Source organism: Hymenobacter canadensis (assembly GCF_027359925.1).
GTDB lineage: Bacteria > Bacteroidota > Bacteroidia > Cytophagales > Hymenobacteraceae > Hymenobacter > Hymenobacter canadensis.
Genome location: NZ_CP114767.1, coordinates 2,305,468 through 2,329,155, shown reverse-complemented (window position 1 = coordinate 2,329,155; position 23,688 = coordinate 2,305,468). Strand labels below are relative to the sequence as shown.

The following is a 23,688-nucleotide window of genomic DNA, read 5'->3' as shown; positions in this document are numbered from 1 at the left end:
CAGAAACGGATAGAAAATCGGGCTAATTAGCGTCGGGTAGGGGGGAGCTTAGTATTCGCCTTCGTCGTCGGGGCGGTGGGCGTGGCTGTGGGCCACCGGGGCCGGGGTAGCACCCAGGCTATCCACCAAGCCCCGCAGGCCCACGCCTTCCTTGCGCTCCACTAGGTTGAAATACTGAAACGACAGCGCCAGCAGGAGCACCGGATACGTGAGCATGGCGCCGGCCACGTACACGCACTGCGCGGCCATGCCCACCACATCGGAGCCCAGCACCGGCACTTTCAGCATTTTGCCGAACATCACGGCGTACTGGGGCAGCGCAAACAGAATCGTCAGCATGCCCTGAATCATCCCGGCCACGATAACTAGGCCCAGCGTCGACCACCACTTGCCGCGGGCCAGCGCAAAGCAGCGCCGCAGCGCGGCTACTACACCGCCTTCTTCCAGCAGCAGCACCGGGAAGTACAGCATCAGCGGCACACCCACATACATCAGGACCGGAAATAGCACCAGCATCAGCACAAACGACATTTTTTGCAGCACCGCTATCAGTCCCACAAAGACGCCGATAAATGCCAGATACAGCCCCACGAACAACGCAAAAGACAGCAGAATACGGCCGATACGTTGCTTCATCAGGCTCCATACCTGCGCGGGCGTGGGTGGCGCCTGGGGCTCGGGAGTGAGCAGGAGGCGCACGTAGCTGTACACGGTGCTCATCACGGCCACGAACGAGAGCAGGCTGCCCACCATCACCAGGCCCATGCCGGAAAAGTAGGAGGCCCCTAACGAAGAAGTAGCTATTGGCATGGCCTGCGGGTTGGACTGCATCTTGCCCATCAGGTTGAACATATTGTTCATCACCAGGCCCAGGCCGATGCCCATCACCAGCGAAACGGGCAGCACGAAGTACAGCAGGCACTTGCCCAGCGGCCGCCAGTGGGCTCCCAGAAACTCGAACGTGGCCCCTATTTTGGCCCCAAAATCCCGTTCCTGGCGGAAATCGGCTTCGCGGGTAAATTTTGCGTGCATAATGCGGTAGTTGACAATAAAGAGAAAAGACTCAGGCGGGAGATTGGCTGGCCCGCTTCAGGCGCAGTGGGTACAGAATGAAATACCACCCGATGAAAGCCGCCGACGAGCCGATAATGCCCAGACTCAGCCACAGCGGCATGCCGGTGTGCCGGGTCACGAAGCCTTCGAGAAAGCCGGCCACGATGAAGATAGGCACCAGCCCGAGGGCCAGCTTCAGGCCGTCGCGGGCGGCCTGGCGGAAGGCGTCGGTGCGGGAGTAGGTGCCGGGGAAGAGCAGGCCGCGTGCCATCACGAAGCCCGCGCCGCCGGCCAGCACAATGGCCGATATTTCCAGCGTACCGTGAATCCAGATGGTAAGCAGCGAGGGCAGCAGCACGCCTTTCTGGTAAAAGAAATACTGAAACGAGCCCAGCATCATGCCGTTGCGGAACAGCGCATACACGGTGCCCAGCCCCAGCGTGGCGCCCAGCGCGTAGGCCGTGAGGGCCACGTAGATGTTGTTGGCGGTGATGGCCAGAAACATGGGCGTTTCGCTCATGCCCTTGTACACGGCCATCGGGTCGCCGCGCTCAATGTTTTCCAGGGTTTTGTTGACGTAGGCATCGCCGAGCACCACGCGCACGAACGTGTCGTCGTAGGCCGCCGATAGCGCCCCCAGCAGCGTGAACACCGTGAACAGCACCAGCGAAACCAGCAGCGGGCGGTGGTGGCGGGCCACCAGCAGCGGCAGCTCCTGCCGCCAGAAGTGGGCAAAGCGGTTGGTAGTTTCGGGCTTGTTCTGGTAGATGGCCTGGTGCTGCTTGGCGGCCAAGTCGTTGAGGTAGTGGGTGGTGGGGGAGGTGGGGTAGAACGTCTGGGCGTAGGCCAAGTCGTCGGTCAGCTCCACGAAACGGGCGGCTAGCTCGTCGGGGCCGGCGGGCGGCTGCAGCTCATACTGCTTCCATTTAGCCTCATTCACCCGGAGAAACACTGCCTCGCGCATACGGATACCTGTTGAGAAGAAGAAGCAGCAACCAAGATAGAATAAGCAGCGCGGAAGTGGCCGGAATGTGGGCAGAACCCGTAATTTGCGGCTTTCCAGACGGGGCGAAGATTGCCAATTTTTTTGACCCCGCTGCTATTCGTTCCGCCTTATAAATTCCAGCCGGCCCGGCGGCCGGTTTCTGCTACCCCATGAGTACCATCCGCGTCCAGACTGCCCAGAATGTCACCCTCGAATACGAAGTCGCCAGCGTGGGCGAACGAATTGTGGCTGCCCTCATCGACGGCCTGATTCTGCTGGCCTGGATAGTGCTCTGGGGGCTGCTGGTAGGCGCGCTGGGGTCCAACAACGACGTACTAGTGGGTTTGGTAGTGATAGTGGCAGGCGTGCCGGTGGTGTTCTACCATCTGCTGTGCGAAATGTTCTTCAATGGGCAAAGCATAGGCAAAAAGGCGCGCCACATCAAGGTCATCCGTCTCGATGGCACCCGCCCCGGCTTCGGCGACTACCTGCTGCGCTGGATTCTGCGCATCGTGGACACCGGTATCATGAGTGGGCTGATTGCGGTGGTCGTGATTCTGGCCAACGGCCGCGGGCAGCGCCTCGGCGACCTGGCCGCCGGCACATCGGTGGTGAGCACCCGCCCCCGGCAGCAGGCCGGCCCGCTGGCCCCCGCCTTCACCGACGCCGACTACATGGTGGTGTTTCCGCAGGCGGCCCAACTCCAGGACCACGATGTGGCCACCATCCGGCAGCTGCTTTTCAAGGGTCTGGAGCGCGAAAACTACGAGCTGCTCAACGAAGTCGCCAACAAAGTGAAAGTCCTCACCGGCATCCAGACCCAACTGCCCGACGAAGCCTTTCTGCGCACCGTACTGCGCGACCACGCCCACCTGGCCGCCGTGCAGGGGTAGTCCGCTACACCCGCAACAGGCGCATTGTAGACACGAAAAAAGCCTCCGAAACAGGCATCTCACAGCGAGATGCCCGTTTCGGAGGCTTTTTTATTCAGGCGAAACCTATTCCGTCACGACGGCCTGGCGGGTGCCGGCGGGCTGGTTGTCGAAGCGCAGGTTCAGGAAGTAGGTGCCGGCGGCGCGGCCCTTGCTGTTCCACTTCACCGTTTGCATACCGGCCGGGCGCATCCCTGCATCCACGGTGTCCACGGTGCGGCCCAGCGCGTCCGTCACGGTCAGGGTGACACGGGCGGCGCGTGGCAGCCCAAAGCTGATGCTGGCAATGCCGCGTACCGGGTTGGGGTAGAGGGCCAGGTTGGTGGCCAGCTCGGCCCGGCGCACGCCCGTCACGCCGGCAGCGCCAGCCACCGCAATGTCGCGGATGGCGCTGCCGTTGCCGATTGTGCCTACTGCGGTAGTCGCCCCAGTGGTGGTGTTGAGGGTGTAAAGCGTGCTGTTGCCATTAGTCGCGGCATTAGCCACCAGATAGGCGGTGTTGGTGGCACCAGCAGTGAAAATGTCCATATCCACGTCGCGGGCCGCGGTGGCGGTGAGGCCCGTGGTGCCCAGCGTGTTCAGCGTCCCGTCGTTTGGCGGGTTCTGCAGGGCCAGCACGTTGCGGGCCTCATCGTAAACGAAAAGCTGGGTGGCAGTAGCGTTGGCTACGCTGTTGGTGTACGCTGCCGCTCCGATTGAGGGCGTGTTGGCGGCGTTAACGTCGCCGGCGGCGTAGGTAAGCTGGCCGTCGGTGGCGGCTACGGTGCCGTCAACGGGGTTGAGGCGGAAATTGGCGCGGTTGGCGCCTACCACCCGAATCCGGTCAACGGTGGGGTTGAAGTCGAAGCCGATGCTGCCCGTGCCCAGCGCCAGCGCCACCGGCGTGGTGTTAATGGCGCGAGCTGCTCCCGTTGCGGCATTGATGGTGTACACCGTAGCCGTCTGGGCCGTGGCGTTGTAGCCCAGCGCGTACAGCGAGTTGGTGGCCGGCCGCACATCGAGGCCCACCAGGGTCTGGGTGGCGTCTACGCCCGTAATGCCAACGGCGGCCCGAATCAGGCTGGGGTTGGCAGAGTCAAACGTAATCAGGTTGGTGCCGCCCAGCGCGTACACCAGCTGGCCCGTAATGGCCGGCAGCGAAGCGGGGCGGGTGATGGCAAACGTAATGTCGGTAATGGCGACCAGCGGCCCGGTGCCCAGCGCGCCTACCGCCGTGGCCGCGCCCGTCGTCAGGTTCACGGTGTACAGCGTGGAAGTGGCAGCCGTGGCGCTGGCAGAAATGGCGGTGGTCAGGTAAGCCACGTTGGCCCCCGTAGTCGGGTTGAAGTAGATGTCGAGGTCAGAAGCCTGGCTCACGCCGTCGGTGGCCACGCCCAGTGCACCCACCGTGTTCAGGGTGCCGTTGTTAGGCGGGTTCTGCGTCACGAGGCGGCTGTTGGCCTCGTCGAGGTTGTAGAGCGTGGTGCCGGTAGCACCAATGTAGCTGTTGGTATAGGCCGACGAGCCGATGGTGGGCGTCTGGCTGGCGTTGGTATCGGTGGTGGCGTAGGCCAGGGCGCCATCGGTAAAGGCCAGGGCGCCATTGTTGGGGTTGAGGCGGAAGTTGGTGCCCGCGCCCGACGTCACCCGGATCCGGTCAACGGTGGGGTTGAAATCGAAGCCGATACGGGAAGTAGTAGTGCCCAGATTGAGCGTCAGAGCCGCCCCAATGGCCGTGGCTACCCCGGTCGTGGGGTTGATGGTGTACAGCTGGCTCTGCGTGCCGGTGGGATTGTAGCCCAGCGCAAACAGCTCGCCCGTGTTAGGCCGCACATCGATGCCCACAATTGCTTGGCCAGCCGTGAAACCGGTGATGGGCACCGTGGCTGTGAAGGTGCCGGGAGTGGTGGCGTTGAACGTCACCAGATTCGCCACGGCCGGGCTGCTGGTGATAGAAAGACCATATACGGTCTGGGCCTGGGCGGCCCCGCCGGACAGTCCGAGCGCGGCTAAACCCAGAAAGGCGGAACGCCAGGAAGAAGTGCGCGAAGTAGCTTTTTGACGCATAACGAAAAATGAAAAGGGGGTAAAAAAGGAAGCAAATCAGGGGCCTAAGGCCTTCCTGCGTGCTTTCTCTACGAACGGATTGATAATTCGGACTTGTTTTAATGGGTTTTTAATGAAATAGATAGCCTTTATCGAAGTGCAGCAAGACACAAAAGCCAGCTGTGGCGCTTCGGTAAACGAAAAAGGATGGCCCCTGTGCAAAGGCCATCCTTGTCATGGTTGTGCTTATTAATTCGCAGGCTACCAGGGCACAAACTCGTTTTGCCAGGTCACGAAGCTGCCGTTTTCCTCGTCGTGCAGCTGCTCAGCGAGACGTAGGATGCCTTTGGCCGCCACGGCCGGATCCTGCGCTGCGGCGGTGCCGCCCATGCCGGTGCGCACCCAGCCCGGGTCCACCAGCATCGACAGCACGCCGTACTGCCCGATTTCGGCGGCGAGGGCGCGCATGTACATGTTCAGAGTGGCCTTGCTGGCGCTGTAGTGGTACGGGTCGCCGGCCGCTTTCCAGGTAATCGAGCCCTGCCCCGACGACAGGCTGAGGATGCGTGGCTTAGTGCCGGCGCGCAGCAAATCCAGGAAGGCCTGCGCCACCAGCAGCGGCCCCACGGCATTCACGCGCAGTACCTGTAGCGCCACTTCGGCCGTGAACTGCCCCAGGCGCTGGTTTTCCGGGTCTTCGGGCCCCGCCCCCGGATACACGCCGGCGTTGTTGATGAGCAGATCGAGGCTGCCGGTAGCCGCTCTGACGGCCGCGTGAGCGGCTTGGATGCTGGTCTCGTCCGTAACGTCGAGGGCGACGAGCGTCAGGCGGTCGGGGTAATGACCGGCCAGCGCGTGCAGGTCGGTAGCGGATTCGGGCCGGCGGCAGGTAGCAAAGACCAGGTCGCCGCGCTCCAGTGCCTGCCGGGTGAGCTCCAGGCCCAGGCCGCGGTTGGCCCCAGTAATGAGGACGCGTTTCATAAGAAGAGAAAAATGAAAGGGTACATTATGGGGGAGGGGCCCGCAGTTTAGCGAAAAACTGCCAGGCCGGCGCGCCAGCCCCGAATTCTGCACAACGCCAAACGGCCCGCCAGAACCTGGCGGGCCGTTTTCAAAGGAAGGTTGCATTTGGTGCTACTGGGGCCGACGGATCGGAGTGGTAGTGCGCGTAACCCCAAAGGCAGTCACGACCACTTCATCCACGTATGGTGGGCGCCGGGCCGGCGCGGCAGCGGAGTCCGGCTGAGTAGCTGCCGCCTGAGCGGCCTGTTTGCGGGCATTGGCCAGATTGAACGGGCTGTTTTTAATCTCAAATGTCACCTTGAGATAAAAGCGTGTATCCACCGGCTGGCCACGGTATATGGCTGGTATCCAGGTGTCGGGCATCTGATGCACCACCCGCCAGACTTCCTCCGTGCAGCCGCCTCCTACGCCGCTTATCACGGAATAGTCGCGGCTGTGGCCATCGGCGCCTACTGTGTAGGCCAGCACCACGGTGCCCTGCAGCTGCTGCTGAAGCGCCGCTACCGGGTAGCGGATCTGGCGCCCGATCATTATTGTCCGGTGTTCCTGGCTGCCCAGAATGCGGGGCGGTCGGTTCATGGCCGTCAGGGCCCATTGGTCGCCAGTGAGCATGGCGTAGCGGGCCGTATCGGGCGGCAGAAAGCTGATGCGGCTGGAGTCGTAGTCGAACGTCAGCTCCAGTTGGTGCTTGTAGTCGTAGAAATTCCACTTGCCCACTCGTTGGCCGTCGGCGCCGGTCTGGCCCTGCTCCAGCGCCGCCAGCGCGGCATCCGCAGATTTATTGTTCTTTTTCTGTGCCTGCGCGGTGGTACCAGTCAGCAGAATGGCCCCCAACAGGACCAATAAATTCTTCATTGCAGAGAAACTATAGAGGTATAAGGATTGCCAAATGTAACAGAAGTAGCACAAGGTACATAGTGCTGGTAGCGGCGGCGCCCACGGCATAAAAAAAGCGCCCTACCTGGATGGTAGGGCGCTTTAGTCAGGCAATAAACAACGTCAGAAATACCGCCCTTACCCCGCCGATACGGCCTTGCGCTTGCTGGCGGTTTTGGGGGCGCGCTCCTCGCCCTGGGCCAGCAGCTCGTCGTCGCGCTCGGTCTTCTTCGACCAGCTCAGCGAGTACAGGTCCTTGCGCCGGTCGCGCAGGTTGCGGACCGCGCCGCTGGTGTTCAGGTCTTTGAGCAGGTCCAGGTCGAGGTCGGCAATGAGGGTCATTTCCGTGTTCGGGGTGGCCTCGGCCACGATGGCGTCGTGGGGGAAGGCGAAGTCGGAGGGGCTGAACACGGCCGACTGCGAGTACTGGATGTCCATGTTCTCGACGCGCGGCAGGTTGCCCACCGAGCCGGTAATGGCCACGTAGCACTCGTTTTCGATGGCCCGGGCCTGGGCGCAGAGGCGCACGCGCTGGTAGGCGTTCTTGGTGTCGGTCCAGAAGGGCACGAACAGGATTTTCATGCCTTCATCCGAAAGCATGCGGCTCAGCTCGGGGAACTCCACGTCGTAGCAGATCAGGATGCCGATTTTGCCGAAATCCGTGTCGAAGCAGCGCAGTTTGTCGCCGCCGCGCATGCCCCAGTAGCTGGCCTCGTCGGGCGTCACGTGCAGCTTGTACTGCTCATCCACGGTGCCGTCGCGGCGGCAGAGGTAGCTCACGTTGTAGAGCTTGCCGTCCTCGTAGAGCGGCATCGAGCCGGCAATGACGTTGATGTTGTAGCTCACGGCTAGCTCCATCATCTTGGTTTTGATGGGCTCGGTGAAGGCCGCCATCGAGCGGATAGCCACCGACGGCGACTCCTCATTGGTGAGGGCCATCATGGGCGCGTTGAAGAACTCGGGGAACAGCACGCAGTCGGCCTTGTAGCCGCTCACGGTGTCTACGAAGAACTCAATCTGCTGGAAAAAGTCCTCCAGGTTCTTGGTGGCGCGCATCTGCCACTGCACAATGCCGATGCGCACGTTCGACTTCTGGTTGCCGATCAGCTTGTCGAATTCCTCGTCGTAGTACACGTTGATCCACTCCAGCAGCGTGGCGTAGGCCTTGCTTTCGGAGTCGTAGGGCAGGTAGCCTCGGATGAGCTTGCGGACGTAGAAGTCGTTGGAGAGCTGGAAGGTGAGGATGGGGTCGGTGAGCTCCTTGTTGCGCACCATCTCCACGTACTTGGCGGGCGTCATTTCCTCGGCGTACTGGTTGTAGCCGGGAATGCGGCCGCCGGCCACCATGGCGCGCAGGTTCAGGTTCTCGCACAGCTCCTTGCGGGCATCGTACAGGCGGCGGCCCAGGCGCAGGCTGCGGTACTCGGGGTCCACGAACACGTCGACGCCGTAGAGCGTGTCGCCGTCGGCGTTGTGGGTGTCGAACTTGCCGTTGCCCGTGATTTTGGCGTAGGTGTGCCGGTCGCCGAAGTCGGAATACTGCACGATGATGGCCAGCGCGGCCGCCACCACCTGCCCGTTGTCCTCGATGCAGATCTGGCCCTCGGGGAATTTCTTGAGCAGGGCGTTGTACTCTTCCTGCGACCAAGCGCCTTCCATGTTGGAATACACCTTGTCCATGATTTGCTGCACCACCTTGAAATCAGAGCGTTTCAGGGCGCGCAGCACCAGTTTGTGGGCGGGTACGGCCGTGGGCGTCAGCCGCTCGGGCGCGGCGGCAGCGCCTTTTTTAGCGTGGCTACCGCCCGTTTTGCCAGTGGAATTCGTGGCCATAGTAAGTCAGGGAAAATGAACGTCAGAAGAAGAGGCGCAAAGATACCTCCCCGGCGGGGCCGGTACTACCTCTTACGACGCCACAACAAAACCGGCGGCAAAAAGGCTCATCCGGGGCCGGCGGGCGGCGTCCGGGGGCTTTGGCGAATCGGCGCCGCTACTCCCGCACCACACGCCGCACGGCCACGCCGGCCTCTGTTTGTACCCGTAGCACGGCCACGCCCCGGAAGTCACCAAACAGTGCCGCCGGTAGCTCCGCTGCCGTGGCTGCTGCGGGTAGCGCGTACCGAAACAGCTGCCGCCCGGCTAGGTCAGTAGCCGTGACGGTGGCCACGCCGGCTGCGGTGCGCAGCAGGTGCAGCGGGGTTTGCGCGCTGCCCGGATTGGGGTAAACCTGCACCGCAGCGGCGGCCAGGGCTGGGCGGGTGCCCAGCACGATGCGGCGGTACACGTCGCGGTATTCCACGCTCGATATGACTTCCTGCGCGCCTACCTGCGCGGTCGTGATGGTGAGTAGCGGCACGTGCTGGCCGGTAGCCAGCCACTTGTACTCGCGCCGCACCGGCAGATCAAACCCCTGGCTGGTAGTGCCTACCGATATGCTGTCGTGGTCTTCGAGGCGCGTCACGACGCGCACCGCCGCAAACGTGCCGAAAGGCGTGGTGAGCGTGCCCCAGGCATCGGGCCGGTTTACGCGCTTGCGCTTCTGGCTGAGGTAGCCGGCGCCGGGCACGCTGATGCTGAAGAAGGAATTGCTGGAATCGGGGGCGCTGGCGTAGCTGAGCGGAAACCGGTAGATGATGTCCTGCTGCGTGGGGCTGGCGTACGTCACGGGCACGGCTGTGCCGGCCAGTGTGCCGCCGTAGCCCACCGACCGGAAGTCGGCCGCCGAGGCGTTGAAAAACTGATACGGGTCGGTGAGGGGCAGCGCGAAGCCGGGCGGCAGCGGCACAGATTGCGGCGAGGCTACCGTGGCACGGTTGGCGCCGCTCAGGGCCGAGTTGAACGTAAACGTGTAGAGCGGCTGGTTCGGGACGGGCGTGAAGCGGGCCACGTTCTGGGCCGTGGCGACCAGGGCGCCGTAGTTCCAGGTCTGGTTGGGGCCGCGCCGGCTCAGGGGCGGGGCGCTGGCCGGCAGCTGCACGGCGGCCGTACTCTGGCGCAGCGTGTCGGTAGGCACCGGCATGTCGGCGCGGGTGAGGGTGGGCGAGGTGGCGGTTTGGGCCTGGGCGGTAAGCGCCGACACGGTAAGTAACAGAAGGTAGCAGTAGCGCATAGCAGCGGGGAAAAACGCGGAAACCCCAATATAGTGCTTACGCGGTTCGGAGTAGCATCCGGGTGCGCCGTCGTACCTTGCAGGCATGCTTCCGCCCGAAGAACGCCGCCTCCAGACCCTGGGCCGTCTGCTTGCTCAGCCCGAAGGGTTTCCGCCCACGGCCTGGCTGTGCGCCCCGCCCGACGCCCGCCGCTGGCAGCCCGACATGCCCGCGGCCGTGCTGCTGGTAGCGGCGGCCGGCCAGCTGGTGCCCGCGCCGCCCGGCCTGGTGCGCACCCTGTTCATGGACGAAGTGCAGCTGGTGATGGAGCGCCTGCTCACGCAAGTGCCCGGCGCTTCCCCCGAGCTGCGCGTGAATATTCTGGCCAGCTACAAGCTGCAGCACGAGTTTCCGGCCCTCACCGGCCACCCCGACCAGTTGGCCGACCACCTCGCCGACGCCGTGCGGGCCGGCGGCCTCAGCCCGGCCGCCGCGCTGGCCCACCTGCGCCGCTATTTCGGCCATTTCACGGCTGAAGCCGCCGAGCGCATCATGGCCCAAGCCTTCCGGCGGCTGAAGTAACGCGAAGCTCCAGCTTCTGCGAACGAGCAAAGCGAGTACCCGGAACCGCGCCAGTTGCGCCAATGCCGGATACTCGCTTTGCTCGTCCACCAAGCAGGAGCTTGGTGCTACACGCCCGTCATTTCCGGGATTTCGCCGCGCACGACCAGTTTGCCGGCCGTGGCGGCCTGAATCTGCTCTACCGTGACGCCGGGGGCGCGCTCGCGCAGCACGAAGCCGTCGGGCGTCACGTCGATGACGGCCAGTTCGGTCACGATTTTCTTTACGCAGCGCAGGCCGGTGATGGGCAGCGTGCAGGCGGGCAGCAGTTTGCTGCTGCCGTCGCGGGCCACGTGCTGCATGGCCACGATGATGTTTTTGGCCGAGGCCACCAGGTCCATGGCGCCGCCCATGCCTTTCACCATCTTGCCCGGAATCTTCCAATTGGCAATGTCGCCGTTCTCGGAAACCTCCATGGCCCCCAGAATCGTCAGGTCCACATGCTCGCCCCGGATCATGCCGAACGAGTCGGCCGAAGAGAAGATGCTGGAGCCGGGCAGGGTGGTGACGGTTTGCTTGCCGGCGTTGATGAGGTCGGGGTCTACTTGGTCTTCGGTGGGGAAGGGGCCCATGCCCAGCAGGCCGTTTTCGCTCTGCAGCTCCACGTTGATGCCTTCGGGAATGTAGTTGGCTACCAGCGTTGGGATGCCGATGCCGAGGTTGACGTAGGAGTTGTTCTGGACTTCCTGCGCAATGCGTTTCGCAATGCCGTGTTTATCGAGCATAGATTTTAGGGCTTAGGGGCGTAGGGCTTAGTGGGGGTAGCCAACACCCCAATGCGCTTTTTCAGAGTTTGGATGAATTGGGTAAGCATTTTCCGAATTTCAGTGAGTTCATTCGCTGTAGATACCCACTCATCTGGTGAAAGGTAACCAAGCTCGTGAGACAGTAGCAGCTGGTAGTCCAGTTCACTGGCAGAGCCGGCTGCAATGGTCAGAAAACGCGCCAAATCGGCGTCGGAGCCGCGTCCACAGCCTTCCGCAATGTTGGTTGGAATGGAGGCAGCCGAACGTCGCATCTGACTGACAAGGCCGAACAGTTCCTCGCGCGGAAATGCTTTGGTTTGTGCGTAAATCAGAAGTGTAAGCTGATGACTACGCTGCCAGATCAGCAAGGAATGGTAGTCGAGCATGGAGCAGGGCCTGGGTAGTAGAGTTCAGTAAGTTGGGTAATATGTACTCTAAAACCTATGCCCCTAAATCCTAAGCCCTAACAGTTCTCTGCTCGATGCGCTTTTCGTAGTTCTCGCCCTGATAGATGCGCTGCACGAAGATGCCAGGCGTGTGAATCTGGTTGGGGTCCAGCTCGCCGGCGGGCACCAGCTCCTCCACTTCCGCCACCGTGATTTTGCCGGCCGTAGCCATCATGGGGTTGAAGTTGCGGGCCGTGCCCTTGAAGATGAGGTTGCCGGCCGTGTCGCCGCGCCAGGCTTTCACAAAGGCGTAATCGGCGTGCAGGGCGGTTTCCAGCAGGTACATCTTGCCGTTGAACTCCCGGCTTTCCTTGCCGTCGCCTACCTCCGTGCCGAAGCCGGCGGGGGTGTAGAAGGCCGGAATGCCCGCGCCGCCGGCCCGGCACCGCTCGGCCAGCGTGCCCTGCGGAATCAGCTCCACTTCCAGCTCCCCCGACAGCAGCTGGCGCTCAAACTCGGCGTTTTCGCCCACGTAGCTGGAAATCATCTTGCGCACCTGCTTGGTCTGCAGCAGCAGCCCGATGCCAAAATCATCGACGCCGGCGTTGTTGCTGATGCAGGTGAGGTTCTTCACGCCCAGGCGCAGAATTTCCCGGATGCTGTTTTCGGGGATGCCGCACAGGCCGAAGCCGCCCAGCATCAGGGTCATGCCGTCCGTCAGGCCCTGCAGGGCTTCTTCCGGGCCGGCTACTACTTTATTGATCATAGGAATTGGGTGGGATGTTTGGGAGCGGAAAGGTAAAGTTTCTCACTGCGAAACACTGCGGGAAATCTATAAAAACGCTGCCCGCGCCGCATCGGCATCCAGTGCCAGCTGAGCTTTCAGCTCATCCAGGCCGTTGAACTTCTGCTCGTCGCGCAGGCGGGCTACGAACTGCACGGTCAGGGGCTGTTCGTACAGGTCGCCCTCAAAGTCCAGCAGGTGGGCTTCCACGGTCTGGGCCAGGTCGCCGCCGATGGTGGGGCGCACCCCGATGTTGAGCATGGCCGGGTGGTGGGTGCCGGCGGCCGTGGTGGCCAGCACCGCGTATACACCCCGCGCCGGAATCAGCTTCAGCGGCTCCTCGCACACGATATTGGCCGTGGGCCAGCCAATGGTGCGGCCCAGCTGCCGGCCCTTCACCACGGTGCCCGTCAGCGGGTAGGGGTAGCCTAGGTAGCGGTTGGCGGTGGCCACGTCGCCGGTTTCCAGGGCCCGGCGGATGCGGGTGCTGCTCACGCCCACGGCGTCCACGTCCTCGCGCGGAATTTCCTCCACGCTCATGCCGTAGCGGTCGGCGTGCAGGCTGAGGTAGTCGAAGCCGCCTTCCCGGTTTTTGCCGAAGCGGTGGTCGTAGCCAATCACCAGCTTGTGCGTGCCCACGGTGCGTAGCAGGATATTCTGGATGTACTCTTCGGAAGTCCACTGCGCAAACTCGCGGGTGAAGGGCACCACCAGCAGGTAGTCGACGCCGAACTCGGCCAGCTTGGCGGCCCGCTCTTCCAGGGTGCTGAGCAGCCGCAGCTCCAGCAGCTCGGGGTGGGAGGGTGGCGGCCCCAGCACCAGCCGGGGGTGGGGCCAGTAGGTGATAACCACGGCCGGCCCGCCGCTATGGTGGGCTACTTCGCACAGGCGCCGCAGAATCTGCTGGTGCCCGACGTGCACGCCGTCGAACGTGCCGCTGGTCACGACGGCATTACCGAGGTGCGGAAATTGCGCCGGATCGTGGATGACGTGCATAAATCGCTGATTTGCGCTGATTAAAGTGATTTCGCTGATGGCCGGACGGCCAATACGACGCGTTTGCCGGCTGCCGTTCGCCGCCCGCAGCAGCTATTCGGTGGCGTCTGGCGCGGCAGAGGATGGCGCGGTATCGGTTTGGTTGGCGCTGTAGTATTCCAGGCCGGCGCGGCGCTCGGGGCGGGGCTGCCGCTGGCGGCGGGGCCGTTCGGTTTCGCCTTCGGGGCGCGGCGGCCGCATGGCTTCCACGGCTTCCATGGTTAGGGCGTCCTCTACTCGGTACTCGCCGATGCGGGTGCGCACCAGTTTGGTGAGGTGGGCGCCGCAGCCCAGGGCCGCGCCCAGGTCGCGGGCGAGGCTGCGGATGTAGGTGCCTTTGGAGCAGGTCACGCGGAAGTCCACCTCGGGCAGCTCAATGCGCGTGAGCTCAAACTCGCGGATGGTGACCTGCTTGCTCTTGATTTCGGCCTCACCGCCGCGGCGGGCCACTTCGTAGGCCCGCTCGCCGTTCACTTTCACCGCCGAAAACAGCGGCGGCGTCTGGGTAATCAGGCCCACGAACTGCGCGGTGGCGGCCCGGATTTCGTCGTCGGTGAGGTGGGCGTACGGCAGCTCGGCATCCACGGGCGTTTCCAGGTCGAAGCTGGGCGTGGTCTGGCCGAGGCGGAAGGTGCCAGTGTACTCCTTTTCCTGGGCCTGAATCAGGTCAATTTCCTTGGTTTTCTTGCCGGTGCACATGATCAGCAGGCCGGTAGCCAGTGGGTCGAGGGTGCCGGCATGCCCGATTTTCTTGATGCGCAGCGTGTTCTTCACCTTGCGCACCACGTCAAACGACGTCCAGGTGAGCGGCTTGTCCATCAGCAGTACTTCGCCGGCTTCAAAGTCGAATGAGCGGGGATTTTCCAAAGGAGTGGTTGTTATTGAGTACTGAGTAGATAGTATTAAGTAGTTAGTATCTAGTGCTGAGGTTGCCTGTAGGGTTCCTGACTTACATCTAAGTACTCAATACCAACTACTCAATACTGTCTTCTCAGTACGTAGTTAAATCAGCTGCATCGGAATGCCCAGCGCAATCATCACCAGGATGATAACGCCCACGATGATGCGGTAGAAGCCAAACGCCCGGAAGCCGAAGCGCGACACGAAATTCACGAACGACTTGACGGCCAGCAGCCCTACAGCAAAGGCCACCACGTTGCCGAACAGCAGGTATTTCAGGTCCTCGACGCCGGGCGCGTCTACTTTGTAGGTCTTGTAGAGCTGGTAGGCCGTGATGACGACCATGGTGGGCACGGCCAGTAGAAACGAGAAGTCGGCGGCCGAGCGGCGGTCGAAGCCCTGGGCCAGGCCGCCCACGATGGTGGCGGCCGAGCGGCTCACGCCGGGCACCAGCGCCAGGCACTGAAACAGCCCAATGCGCAGCGCTTGCACCAAACTGGGTGTGGTTACGGCCTTGCGCTCCCCGGAAAACCAGCGGTCCACGAACAGCAGAATCACGCCGCCCACTACCAATGATATGGCTACCACCGTCACGCTTTTCAGGAGTTCCTGAATGACATCTTTCAGCAGAAAACCCAAAATGCCGAATGGCAGAAAGGCCACAAACAGCTTCACGTAGAAGTCGAAGCTTTGCAGAAACCGCCGCCAGTACAGCACCACCACCGACAGGATGGCACCAAGCTGAATGGAGGTGATGTAAGTTTCAGTGAAGGGCAGCTGGCCGATACCCATCAGGTTGGCCACGATAATCATGTGGCCGGTGCTGGAAACCGGCAGAAATTCCGTCAGGCCTTCGACGATAGCCAGAATCAGGGCGTACCAGTAGTTCATGCAGGGGAGAATTAGAACATTCCGTCATCCTGAGTTTGCAAAGGATCTTGTCACGCGTGAACGAGCCGGTGCTATGCAAGCTGGCTTAACGTGATAGGATCTTTCGCAAACTCAGGATAACAGATATAAGTGACTGACTACGCTTGTCAATCAGCGCTTGTAGGTGGGCGCAACCGGGGCCACGGGCGCGGCCGGCGCGGGCTGCTGCGCCAGGGTCTCGCGGGTGGCGGGGTCCTGCGCTACCGGAGCCGGGCCGCCGGGCTTGGCCATAATGGCCCAGAACTCAATCAGAAAGCCGGTAACCAGTAGAATGGGGCCGAGCGTGATGCCCAAAAACCCCTCGCCGTAGTCGGCTGTGTCCAGTGTCATGGTGATGAAGCCGGCGGCCAGCACGGCCAGGCCCACGAACATCAGGCGGTAGTTGCGCGGCCCGAAGGCGAAGCGGGGTGTTTGTGAGGTGGTAGGTTCCATATGGTTGGGAAAGGAACGTCATGCTGAGCTTGCCGAAGCATCTCTACCGAGTAGTAATCAGATTACTTCAGCAACGAGGCGGTAGAGATGCTTCGGCAAGCTCAGCATGATGTTCTGTTATGCACGTTCAAACAGGTTAATACAGCTCATCCAGCGACATGCCCAGGTACTTGCGCACGGCGCGGTAGGAGCTCAGAAAGCCAATGCCGCAGCCCAGCGCCACCATCACCAGCAGCAGCGCCCCAATGAGGCGGTCGTCGCGCAGGGCGCGCAGGTCGGCCACCTGCAGGTAGGCGTATTGGAGCAGCGCCAGCAGCAGCAGGCTTGCTAGAATACCGCTCACGAGGCCCTGCCAGGTGGCGCGGTTCAGGAAGGGCCGCTGAATGAAAAACGAGGTAGCGCCCACCAGCTGCATGCTCCGGATGAGGAAGCGTTGCGAGAAGAGGGCCAGCTTGATGGTGTTGTTGATGAGCACCGTCACGACGAAGGTCAGGACCACGGCAAAGCCCAGCAGCACCAAACTCAGCTTGCGCACATTCTGGTTGATGGAGCTGATCAGGCTCTGCACGTACTGCACCTCGTGTACGCCCGGCTCGGCCTTCAACTCGCGCTCAATGCGGCCCATCTGCAGCGAATCGGAATATTCGGCGTTGATTTTCAGGATGTATGCGTCGCGCAGCGGGTTGTCGCCGAGGAACTGCTGGAAGTCTTCGCCGGTCTGCTCAATGAACTGCTTGGCGCCTTCCTCGCGGCTCAGAAACCGCACCTGCGCTTGGCCGTCGCGCTGCGCGATGTAGGGCTTGCGGGCGAAGTCCTGCTGCAGCCGCAGCAGCTCGGTGGGTGGCAGGTCGCGGTCCAGGTACACCTGCATCTCAATGTTCTCCTTCACTAGGTTGGAGAGCTTGTGCGCATGAATCAGCAGCAGCCCAAACAGCCCGACAACCAGCAACGCCAGCGTGATGCTGAACACTACCATCGTGTGCGGGTAGCTGCCTAGCTTCTTCTTGCGGGTCGGGCGGGGTTGGGCCATAGAGGGCAAAGGTAATTGTTGGAATGGTTGCGGGTTTGTTATTGATTGTTAATTGTTGGGAGCTGATAGGTAGTAGTAGCTCAAGTCAATGGTTTTAGGTCGTGGCAAAACGCAGTCAACCGAACCGTTGCGCAGGCGTGTGAACCGCAAACGAGCCAGTGGGCCAGCCCGTTTGCGGGATAGTGGGTAGCACCGTAAGGGCTTGTGCGCCTGCCTTGGAATCCGGCAATTAGATACTCGTCCGCGGATCGTCGTCCACGTTGAGGACTTCGCGCGCTTTGCGGGCGTTCTGCTGCTTGCGCGTAAGGTGTTTGCGGGCAAACAGCTCCGTGAGCGAGTCGAACTGCTCGGTGTGCAGCAGCGAGACGCCGGCCCGGGCTTGGTTCTGGCCGTTGCTCAGGGCGCTCAGGTCACGCGGGGTGGTTTCGTAGCGCAGCTTTGCCCGGAACTTGCCGTCGGCGCGCAGGTAGTATTCCAGCGTCAGGTCGCCGAGGATGGACGAGTTGTTGCCCACGGTGGTGGTAGTGCCGGTGTTGGCGTCGGTTACCACGCCGTTGTTGAAGCCGCCTTCCCGCGTCACGCGCAGCCGTCCGTTCAGGAACGAGTAGCTCAGGCGCACCTGCAGGGCCTGCAGCTGCTCGGCCGAAATGCCGTTGAAGTTGAAGCTGATTTCCAGGTTGGGGTCGAGCTGCGAGGTGAGGGCGCCCAGCTGGGTGCTGATAATCTGGCCCAGGCTGTTGCCCAGAGCGTTATTCTGGCCCTGAAACGAGGTAATCGACGACAGCGAAGAGGCGGGCGCCAGCTGCCGGAACACCACCAGGCTGAACACCTGCCGGCTCAGCTCCTGCTCGTCGTTGCGCAACGACGACAGGAACGGCACCAGGTCGCTTTCCAGCGACGACGGAATATCGTTGAACTCCAGGTTGAGCTTGATGACGGGCAGCAGCAGCGGTCCGGTCAGGTTCATAACGGCCGTTACGGGCACCACGGCGTTGTTGGTAGCCAGAATGGGGGCCAAGGAAGTGCGCTGGGTGTAGGCGGCCGTCACGTTCATCTCGCCAGCCAGCGGGTCGCCGTTCCAGGCAATGGTGCCGCCGGGCCGCACCACAAACTCCTTGTTCACTAGGCCCTGCAGCGTGAAATTGTAGGCCCCGCGCACAATTTCAATCTGCCCGAACATATTGAAGTCGCCGCGGGTGTCGATGTTGAGGCGCAGCCGCCCGGCAGCCGTCCCGCGGATTACGTCGCCGGTGCTTTCGTCCAGCAGAATCTCCACGTAGGCGTCGGGCGTCACCTCCAGGTTCATGTTCAGCCGGATACCCGACAAATCGACTTTCTCCTGCGCCCCAATGGGAATGGGCGTGCGGGCCGTGTCGGTGAGGTTGCGGTTGACGAAGCGGATGTAGCTGGCTTTTTCGGCGCGGGCAGCATTGTCGAGCGGCAGCGAGAGGCGCGTGCCGGGCTCCGATTTGGCCTGCACGTTCACCACCAGGTTGTTGGCGGGCCCATTTACGCGGGCCGAGCCGGTGGCGTAGGCCGTGCCAAAGTACAGCTCGTTGTCTTTGCGGGTGGTGTTGAGCACCAGAAGCTTACGGAACGAGGCCTCCAGCGCCAGCCGCATGTTCTGAAAGCCGTCGTGGAAAATGTCGCCTGTGATAACGCCGGTGTTGCCCAGCGGGTCCTTCATCCGGATGTCGCGCAGCACAATCCGGTCGTCGGTGAACCGGATTCGGTCGGCGAAGGTGTAGGTGGTGCCCAGGTAGATGAACGTCAGCTGCCCGTCGCTCACGTCGAGGGTGCCCGTAAGGTGGGGCTGGCTGAAGCGCCCCGCCAGCCGCAGCGTGCCCACGGCCGTGCCGCCGATATCTTTAAACAGCGTTTTTAGAAACGGCTCGGCCAGCTTTATGGGCGCTTTATCGAGGGTGGCGGTGAGGTTGAGCTGCTCGTTCTCGCGCGAGGGCGCAATGCTGCCCGCCACGCGCACCACGCGGCTGCCGTCGCGCAGCACGTCCAGGTCCACGAGGGCCTGCTTGGCGCGGTTGTCCCAGTTGCTTTTGCCCGCCACGTTGCCAATCAGCACCTTATCCAGCGCCAGCGAGTCGACGGTGAGCGTGGAGCTGATGGCCAGCGGGCCGTACACGCCGCTCACGGTGCCTTCGGCATTCACGCGGCCCGTCATGTTCTGCGAGGTCAGGGCCGTGAGCGTGGCCAGCTCCAAATCGCGCACCGTCAGCTTGAGCTGCTTGGCCGGATTCTGCGAGATGAAGCCCTGCGCACTCACGCTCTGGGCGCCGTTGCTGAGGCTCAGGTTCTGAATATCAAACTCTTTGCCCTGCTTGGAGATGATGACCGAGTTGTCCTGCGCAATCGTCCAGTCCTTGCCCAGCAAATTTACGCCCGACTGGCGGAACACCACCTTCACGGCATCAGGCAGGAAGCTGAGTGCGCCGTTGATCTGGGCTTTGTTGGTGGTGTTGGTCTGGACCAAGGCCGTGGAGAAGTTGATGCGTTCCTGGTCCCAGACGCCTTCCACGTAGAAGCCCTCGGTACGGCCCAGCCCCGGCAGAACCTGCCGCTCCGACGTTACGTTGGCCTGGGCCAGCACCTCGGGCCGGTAGGGCAGCTTGGAGGTGTTGAATTCAAAGGCCGTGCGATACGTACGCACGCTGTCCACCGTCAGCGTGTCGAAGCTGCCGCCGAGCTGCAGAATCGAGGTCTGCCCGTTGCGGAACGAGCCGTCGATGCGCGAATAGTTGGCCACCTGCAGGCCCGGCATAAACAGGCGCAGCAGCGGATTCGGCTTCTTCAGGTACAGATCCAGGTCGATGGCGTACTCCGGAATAGCGCGCTGGCGCTTGCGGCGGTAGTAGTCGGCAATGGCGGCGTCGTTGCTCTCGAAGTTGAGGCGGTACTCGGTCAGCAGCACCTCAGTGCTCCGGATGACCTCCGTGAAGTCAAAGTTGCCGGTGGCCGTCAGGTTGAGCGCCTCCGAGCGGACCGCCAGCCGGCGCTGGCCGGCGGTTTTCTCACTCACCACGTCCAGCGTATCCACGGCCACGGTGCGGCCGGCGTAGCCCACCCGCGAGTTGCGCAGTTGAATCCGCCCGATCAAATCGTCGAGGCGCAGGCCGCGGAACTTCACGTCGGCGGTGGTGGCCACCACCACGCTTTGGTTGGTCAGGCCCAGAGCGCGCAGGTCGGCGCGGCGCACGCGGGCCCGCAGGTCGAAGGCCTGGCGCTGCCGGTTAAGGTCGATGCTGCCGTCGGCATCGAACTGCAGGTTGGGGTCGTTGGCGGCAATCTTGCCCGTAAACGACTCCCGGCTGAAGCGGCCGTTGGTGGTGATGTTGCGGTAGCGGTAGCCGTTCAGCCAGATGCTCTGCACCGTGGCGTTGGCCGTGAGGCGGGCGCCTTCGGGCGTGAAGCCCACGCCTTCCACCCGGCCGCTGAAGGTCACGTCGCGCACCACGTTTTCCTGCCCCAGCAGCTTGCCCAGCTGAAAGCCCGTGGTGCGGATGTCGCCTTCATAAGACGAAAAACGCGGGTCGTCTTTGAACTTCAGGTTTACGTCGGACACCACCGAGCCCAGCGCCGTCTGAAACGAGCCGTTAGCCACAAAGTCGTTATAGAAGCCCAGAAACTGCCCTTTCAGCTTCACGGTGCCCAGCCGCTGCACGTAGGGCCAGCCCGAGGCCGGAATGAACTTGCGGATGTCGCGCCCGTCCACCACCGAGGGCTGCAGGCGCATCTCCACGAAGCTTTCCTTGAGATTAGGCAAACCCTCGACGTTGATGTTGCCCACTACCCGCGTGTTGCGGCCGTAGGTGATGTCGAGGTTCTTGGTGGTGAAGTTGCGCACGTAGCCCTTGGCCTCACCGGAGAGCAGCACCGTTTCCTTTAGTTCGCGCATGAAGGGCTGGGGCGCAAACAGGGCAATGTCGTCGGAGTAGATGCGCGAGGGCTGCAGGCGGGCCACCACCCGCACCGAGTCGTTGAAGCTGGTGAAAGCCAGAAACCGCGGGTATTCAAACCGCAGGTAGTTGTGCAGCTGGCTGTTGCCCACGCGCAGGTTCAGGCCCCCGAATTCCCAGAACTTGCCGGCGTAAGTCATGTTGGCCGTCAGCTCGCGCAGGCGGGTTTTCGACGGCAGATCCACGGCCCGCAGCCCATCAATCTGGGAGTGAATGGTGTCGCCGCGCAGCCAGATCCGCGAAAAATCGCCGTAGATGCTGTCCACGCGCATGTGGCCGTAGTCCATCGAGCGGCCATAATAAGGCTCCCGGGCTTTGTCCTGGCGCTCCAGAATGAAGCGCCCGTTGCGCAGACTGATGGCCTCAATCTTGAAATCGAACGGCTTGCTGACCTTGGTGGTGTCGGAAGGGCCCACGAGGCGCTTGATGGCCGCCAGAAACTCGGAAAGGTTGGTGGTGTCGGGCCGGTCTTTGTAGGTGACGAGGGCAAAGCGCGGCTCCTCCAGCGTGAGCTTGCCTACGTGCAGGCGGTCGGGGCTTAGCACGCTGAACAGCGTAATGTCGGCGTCGGCGCGGCCCACACTGAACAGCTCGTCGCCGCGGCGGTCCAGCACCCGAATGCCTTCCAGCAGCACCCGCGAAAACGGGCGGATGTCCACCCGGCCCACGGTCACGCGCTGGCCCAGCTTGTCGGTGAGCATCTGGGCGGCCTTCTGGGCCAGGCGCGTTTGCACGCTGGGCACGCGCAGGGCCACCAGCGCCCCCACCACAGCCAGCACCACCACCAGCACGAGGCCCAGCAGCACTTTCAGCAGAATGGAGACGAAACGGGGCACGGCGAGCAGGGGTGAAGAAGATTATCCGAGCGAAGATACAGGGTTGGCAGTTGCCCGACAGACGCCGGCGGCCGGGCAACCGTTGCCGCAACAACGAAGCAGTACGGGTACAGGTTAGCAGTTTTAACGAACTTTGTAGCCGGTTGCGTCTGTAGAAGCGCGAAGCGTACGCCTCGAGCCCCAGCCGTGCCGCTCCCCTAATTCCTTCAACGCTACGCCAAGCAGGTGCTTAGTGCTACTTTCCAATTATGCAGCCCACCATCCTCGCCATCGAATCTTCCTGCGACGACACTTCCGCGGCCGTGCTGGTTGCCGGCGAAATCCGGGCCAATGTGGTGGCCACCCAGCAGGTGCACGAGCAATACGGCGGCGTAGTGCCCGAGCTGGCCTCGCGCGCCCACCAGCAGCACCTCATTCCGGTGGTGAATGCCGCCCTGCAAAAGGCCGGCATCCGCAAGCAGGACCTCGACGCGGTGGCCTTCACGCAGGGGCCGGGGCTGCTGGGCTCCTTATTAGTAGGGGGCATGTTCGCCAAAACCCTGGCCCTGGCCCTGAACAAGCCGCTGATTGCCGTCAACCACATGCGGGCCCACATTCTGGCGCACTTCATCGAGGAGCCGCGGCCGGTGTTTCCGTTTCTGTGCCTTACCGTGAGCGGCGGCCACACGCAACTGGTGGTGGTGAAGTCGGCACTGGAGATGGAAATCATCGGCCAGACCATCGACGACGCGGCCGGCGAAGCCTTCGACAAAACCGCCAAGCTGCTGGGCCTGCCGTATCCCGGCGGCCCGCACCTCGATAAGCTGGCGCGCGAAGGCAATCCCACGCGCTTCCCGTTCCCGGTGGGCGCTATGCCCGGCTACGACTTCAGCTTCAGCGGCCTGAAAACCTCGGTGCTCTACTTCCTGCGCAAGGAAACCGCCCAGAACCCTGATTTCGTGCAGCAGAACCTGCCCGACCTCTGCGCCAGCATCCAGCACACCATCATCCAGACGCTGCTGCGCCAGCTGCGCCGCGCCGCCGCCGACCAGGGCCTGACCCAGATTGCGCTGGCCGGTGGCGTGGCCGCCAACTCCGGTCTGCGCCAGGCTTTGCAGGACGAGGCCGTCGCCCAAGGCTGGCAGGTGTTCATCCCGGCCTTCCAGTTCTGCACCGATAACGCCGGCATGGTGGCCAAAACCGCCGAGTTCCAGTATCAGGCCGGCGACTTCGCCGACCAGCTCGTAAGCTCCGACCCGCGCCTGAAGCTCATGTAGCATAAGCTTCAGCTTGTGCCGACTGAACGGCCCGGCCCGGTATTCGCGCCGGCCTGGGTTGGTCGGGTCAGCCGCTCGCCGGCTACTTTGCGTACCACTGCGAGAAACACTTTCTTACTTTCCGGCACAGGCTGAAGCCTATGCTACATTTGCCGTTCTATGGCTTCCAAAAAAGACGACGCGCCCAAGCGCATCAATATCCAAAACCGCCGCGCCAGCCACGAATACGCTTTCCTGGTGAAGTACGACGCCGGCATCATGCTGCAGGGTACCGAAATCAAGAGCATCCGCGAGGGCAGCGTGCAGCTGCAGGACGGCTTCTGCACGTTCCACACCGACGGCAGCCTGTGGCTCAATCAGGTGACCATCGCTAAGTACACTGAGGGCACCTACAACAACCACGAGCCCATGCGCGCCCGTAAGCTGCTGCTCAACAAGCGCGAATTGAAGCAGCTGGCCAACAAAAATCAGGAGCAGGGCCTCACCATCATCCCGCTGCGCATGTTCGTCAGCGACCGGGGCTTTGCCAAGGTGGAAATTGCGCTGGCTAAGGGCAAGAAGCTCTACGACAAGCGCGACGACCTCAAGGCCAAAGACCAGAAACGCGAAATGGACCGCGCCCGGGACTATTAATTACAGATTGCACAGATTTTTGCGCAGATTTCGCAGATCAGGGATCTTACTCTATGGGGCTTTGGCTCTGGCAGGATAAGAAAGTTGTACAATCCGGTTTTTACTTGGAGCTTCGCTTATCTATTCAAGCTGAATCTGCGAATCT

At 62.4% G+C, this 23,688-nt stretch carries 20 protein-coding genes; 4 read left to right on the top strand and 16 right to left on the bottom strand.

What is annotated here, in order from left to right; genetic code table 11:
* Window positions 1-48 precede the first annotated feature (48 nt).
* Window positions 49-1,032: a hypothetical protein gene (locus O3303_RS10000; RefSeq protein ID WP_269558278.1), complete on the bottom strand. Its 984-nt coding sequence runs from the start codon at window positions 1,030-1,032 to the stop codon at window positions 49-51.
* A gap of 31 nt (window positions 1,033-1,063) precedes the next feature.
* The gene (locus O3303_RS09995) at window positions 1,064-2,017 is read right to left on the bottom strand and encodes a stage II sporulation protein M (RefSeq protein ID WP_269558277.1); all 954 of its coding nucleotides are present in this window, start codon (window positions 2,015-2,017) and stop codon (window positions 1,064-1,066) included.
* Between the two features lie 191 nt (window positions 2,018-2,208).
* Here O3303_RS09995 and O3303_RS09990 point away from each other — a divergent pair, with 191 nt between their 5' ends.
* On the top strand, window positions 2,209-2,931 hold the full coding sequence (locus O3303_RS09990; protein ID WP_269558276.1) for an RDD family protein: 723 nt from the start codon (window positions 2,209-2,211) through the stop codon (window positions 2,929-2,931).
* Window positions 2,932-3,036: 105 nt separating this feature from the next.
* Here O3303_RS09990 and O3303_RS09985 read toward each other — a convergent pair whose 3' ends face one another.
* The 5 genes from O3303_RS09985 to O3303_RS09965 all read right to left on the bottom strand — a co-directional run bounded on the left by O3303_RS09985 (window position 3,037) and on the right by O3303_RS09965 (window position 10,003).
* A complete protein-coding gene (locus tag O3303_RS09985) occupies window positions 3,037-5,016 on the bottom strand; it encodes a DUF4394 domain-containing protein (protein ID WP_269558275.1) in 1,980 nt (659 codons plus the stop codon).
* Window positions 5,017-5,256: 240 nt separating this feature from the next.
* A complete protein-coding gene (locus O3303_RS09980) occupies window positions 5,257-5,976 on the bottom strand; it encodes an SDR family oxidoreductase (RefSeq protein WP_269558274.1) in 720 nt (239 codons plus the stop codon).
* A 153-nt stretch (window positions 5,977-6,129) separates the two neighbouring features.
* Entirely contained in the window at window positions 6,130-6,873 is a 744-nt protein-coding gene (locus O3303_RS09975; RefSeq protein ID WP_269558273.1) for an energy transducer TonB, read from the bottom strand.
* Window positions 6,874-7,032: 159 nt separating this feature from the next.
* On the bottom strand, window positions 7,033-8,574 hold the full coding sequence (locus O3303_RS09970; protein WP_269561896.1) for a bifunctional GNAT family N-acetyltransferase/carbon-nitrogen hydrolase family protein: 1,542 nt from the start codon (window positions 8,572-8,574) through the stop codon (window positions 7,033-7,035).
* A 310-nt stretch (window positions 8,575-8,884) separates the two neighbouring features.
* The gene (locus O3303_RS09965; protein ID WP_269558272.1) at window positions 8,885-10,003 is read right to left on the bottom strand and encodes a hypothetical protein; all 1,119 of its coding nucleotides are present in this window, start codon (window positions 10,001-10,003) and stop codon (window positions 8,885-8,887) included.
* 85 nt (window positions 10,004-10,088) lie between these two features.
* Between O3303_RS09965 and O3303_RS09960 the strand changes: the two genes are divergently transcribed.
* Window positions 10,089-10,565, top strand: coding sequence for a hypothetical protein (locus tag O3303_RS09960; RefSeq protein ID WP_269558271.1), 477 nt, complete (start codon window positions 10,089-10,091; stop codon window positions 10,563-10,565).
* Window positions 10,566-10,672: 107 nt separating this feature from the next.
* Here O3303_RS09960 and O3303_RS09955 read toward each other — a convergent pair whose 3' ends face one another.
* The 9 genes from O3303_RS09955 to O3303_RS09915 all read right to left on the bottom strand — a co-directional run bounded on the left by O3303_RS09955 (window position 10,673) and on the right by O3303_RS09915 (window position 21,654).
* Window positions 10,673-11,329, bottom strand: coding sequence for a CoA transferase subunit B (locus O3303_RS09955; RefSeq protein WP_269558270.1), 657 nt, complete (start codon window positions 11,327-11,329; stop codon window positions 10,673-10,675).
* 5 nt (window positions 11,330-11,334) lie between these two features.
* Window positions 11,335-11,736, bottom strand: coding sequence for a four helix bundle protein (locus tag O3303_RS09950; RefSeq protein ID WP_269558269.1), 402 nt, complete (start codon window positions 11,734-11,736; stop codon window positions 11,335-11,337).
* 70 nt (window positions 11,737-11,806) lie between these two features.
* A complete protein-coding gene (locus O3303_RS09945; protein WP_269558268.1) occupies window positions 11,807-12,502 on the bottom strand; it encodes a CoA transferase subunit A in 696 nt (231 codons plus the stop codon).
* Between the two features lie 66 nt (window positions 12,503-12,568).
* Window positions 12,569-13,516 carry a bifunctional riboflavin kinase/FAD synthetase gene (locus tag O3303_RS09940; protein ID WP_269558267.1) on the bottom strand — a complete coding sequence of 316 codons (948 nt, stop codon included), beginning with the start codon at window positions 13,514-13,516 and terminating at the stop codon, window positions 12,569-12,571.
* 93 nt (window positions 13,517-13,609) lie between these two features.
* A complete protein-coding gene (gene truB / locus O3303_RS09935; RefSeq protein WP_350356578.1) occupies window positions 13,610-14,422 on the bottom strand; it encodes a tRNA pseudouridine(55) synthase TruB in 813 nt (270 codons plus the stop codon).
* A gap of 135 nt (window positions 14,423-14,557) precedes the next feature.
* Window positions 14,558-15,346, bottom strand: a complete 789-nt coding sequence (locus tag O3303_RS09930) for an undecaprenyl-diphosphate phosphatase (protein WP_269558266.1) — start codon at window positions 15,344-15,346, stop codon at window positions 14,558-14,560.
* 150 nt (window positions 15,347-15,496) lie between these two features.
* Window positions 15,497-15,817, bottom strand: a complete 321-nt coding sequence (locus O3303_RS09925) for a DUF3098 domain-containing protein (RefSeq protein WP_350356577.1) — start codon at window positions 15,815-15,817, stop codon at window positions 15,497-15,499.
* A gap of 136 nt (window positions 15,818-15,953) precedes the next feature.
* Window positions 15,954-16,847 (bottom strand): cell division protein FtsX, encoded by an 894-nt coding sequence (locus tag O3303_RS09920; protein ID WP_269558265.1) that lies wholly within the window; start codon window positions 16,845-16,847, stop codon window positions 15,954-15,956.
* Between the two features lie 229 nt (window positions 16,848-17,076).
* Window positions 17,077-21,654, bottom strand: a complete 4,578-nt coding sequence (locus tag O3303_RS09915; protein WP_269558264.1) for a translocation/assembly module TamB domain-containing protein — start codon at window positions 21,652-21,654, stop codon at window positions 17,077-17,079.
* A 248-nt stretch (window positions 21,655-21,902) separates the two neighbouring features.
* Between O3303_RS09915 and tsaD the strand changes: the two genes are divergently transcribed.
* Window positions 21,903-22,910 carry a tRNA (adenosine(37)-N6)-threonylcarbamoyltransferase complex transferase subunit TsaD gene (tsaD, locus tag O3303_RS09910; protein ID WP_269558263.1) on the top strand — a complete coding sequence of 336 codons (1,008 nt, stop codon included), beginning with the start codon at window positions 21,903-21,905 and terminating at the stop codon, window positions 22,908-22,910.
* 159 nt (window positions 22,911-23,069) lie between these two features.
* Window positions 23,070-23,543 (top strand): SsrA-binding protein SmpB, encoded by a 474-nt coding sequence (smpB, locus tag O3303_RS09905; RefSeq protein ID WP_269558262.1) that lies wholly within the window; start codon window positions 23,070-23,072, stop codon window positions 23,541-23,543.
* The last annotated feature ends 145 nt before the right edge of the window (window positions 23,544-23,688 follow it).

Excerpts from the sequence above, each read along its gene's own strand:
- tsaD (WP_269558263.1), top strand. The coding sequence starts at position 21,903 with ATGCAGCCCACCATCCTCGCCATCGAATCTTCCTGCGACGACACTTCC.
- O3303_RS09925 (WP_350356577.1), bottom strand. The coding sequence starts at position 15,817 with ATGGAACCTACCACCTCACAAACACCCCGCTTCGCCTTCGGGCCGCGC.
- smpB (WP_269558262.1), top strand. The coding sequence starts at position 23,070 with ATGGCTTCCAAAAAAGACGACGCGCCCAAGCGCATCAATATCCAAAAC.
- O3303_RS09970 (WP_269561896.1), bottom strand. The coding sequence starts at position 8,574 with ATGGACAAGGTGTATTCCAACATGGAAGGCGCTTGGTCGCAGGAAGAG.
- O3303_RS09945 (WP_269558268.1), bottom strand. The coding sequence starts at position 12,502 with ATGATCAATAAAGTAGTAGCCGGCCCGGAAGAAGCCCTGCAGGGCCTG.
- O3303_RS09930 (WP_269558266.1), bottom strand. The coding sequence starts at position 15,346 with ATGAACTACTGGTACGCCCTGATTCTGGCTATCGTCGAAGGCCTGACG.
- O3303_RS09980 (WP_269558274.1), bottom strand. The coding sequence starts at position 5,976 with ATGAAACGCGTCCTCATTACTGGGGCCAACCGCGGCCTGGGCCTGGAG.
- O3303_RS09995 (WP_269558277.1), bottom strand. The coding sequence starts at position 2,017 with ATGCGCGAGGCAGTGTTTCTCCGGGTGAATGAGGCTAAATGGAAGCAG.
- O3303_RS09965 (WP_269558272.1), bottom strand. The coding sequence starts at position 10,003 with ATGCGCTACTGCTACCTTCTGTTACTTACCGTGTCGGCGCTTACCGCC.
- O3303_RS09955 (WP_269558270.1), bottom strand. The coding sequence starts at position 11,329 with ATGCTCGATAAACACGGCATTGCGAAACGCATTGCGCAGGAAGTCCAG.
- O3303_RS09920 (WP_269558265.1), bottom strand. The coding sequence starts at position 16,847 with ATGGCCCAACCCCGCCCGACCCGCAAGAAGAAGCTAGGCAGCTACCCG.
- O3303_RS09940 (WP_269558267.1), bottom strand. The coding sequence starts at position 13,516 with ATGCACGTCATCCACGATCCGGCGCAATTTCCGCACCTCGGTAATGCC.
- O3303_RS09950 (WP_269558269.1), bottom strand. The coding sequence starts at position 11,736 with ATGCTCGACTACCATTCCTTGCTGATCTGGCAGCGTAGTCATCAGCTT.
- O3303_RS09975 (WP_269558273.1), bottom strand. The coding sequence starts at position 6,873 with ATGAAGAATTTATTGGTCCTGTTGGGGGCCATTCTGCTGACTGGTACC.
- O3303_RS09985 (WP_269558275.1), bottom strand. The coding sequence starts at position 5,016 with ATGCGTCAAAAAGCTACTTCGCGCACTTCTTCCTGGCGTTCCGCCTTT.
- O3303_RS10000 (WP_269558278.1), bottom strand. The coding sequence starts at position 1,032 with ATGCACGCAAAATTTACCCGCGAAGCCGATTTCCGCCAGGAACGGGAT.
- O3303_RS09990 (WP_269558276.1), top strand. The coding sequence starts at position 2,209 with ATGAGTACCATCCGCGTCCAGACTGCCCAGAATGTCACCCTCGAATAC.
- O3303_RS09960 (WP_269558271.1), top strand. The coding sequence starts at position 10,089 with ATGCTTCCGCCCGAAGAACGCCGCCTCCAGACCCTGGGCCGTCTGCTT.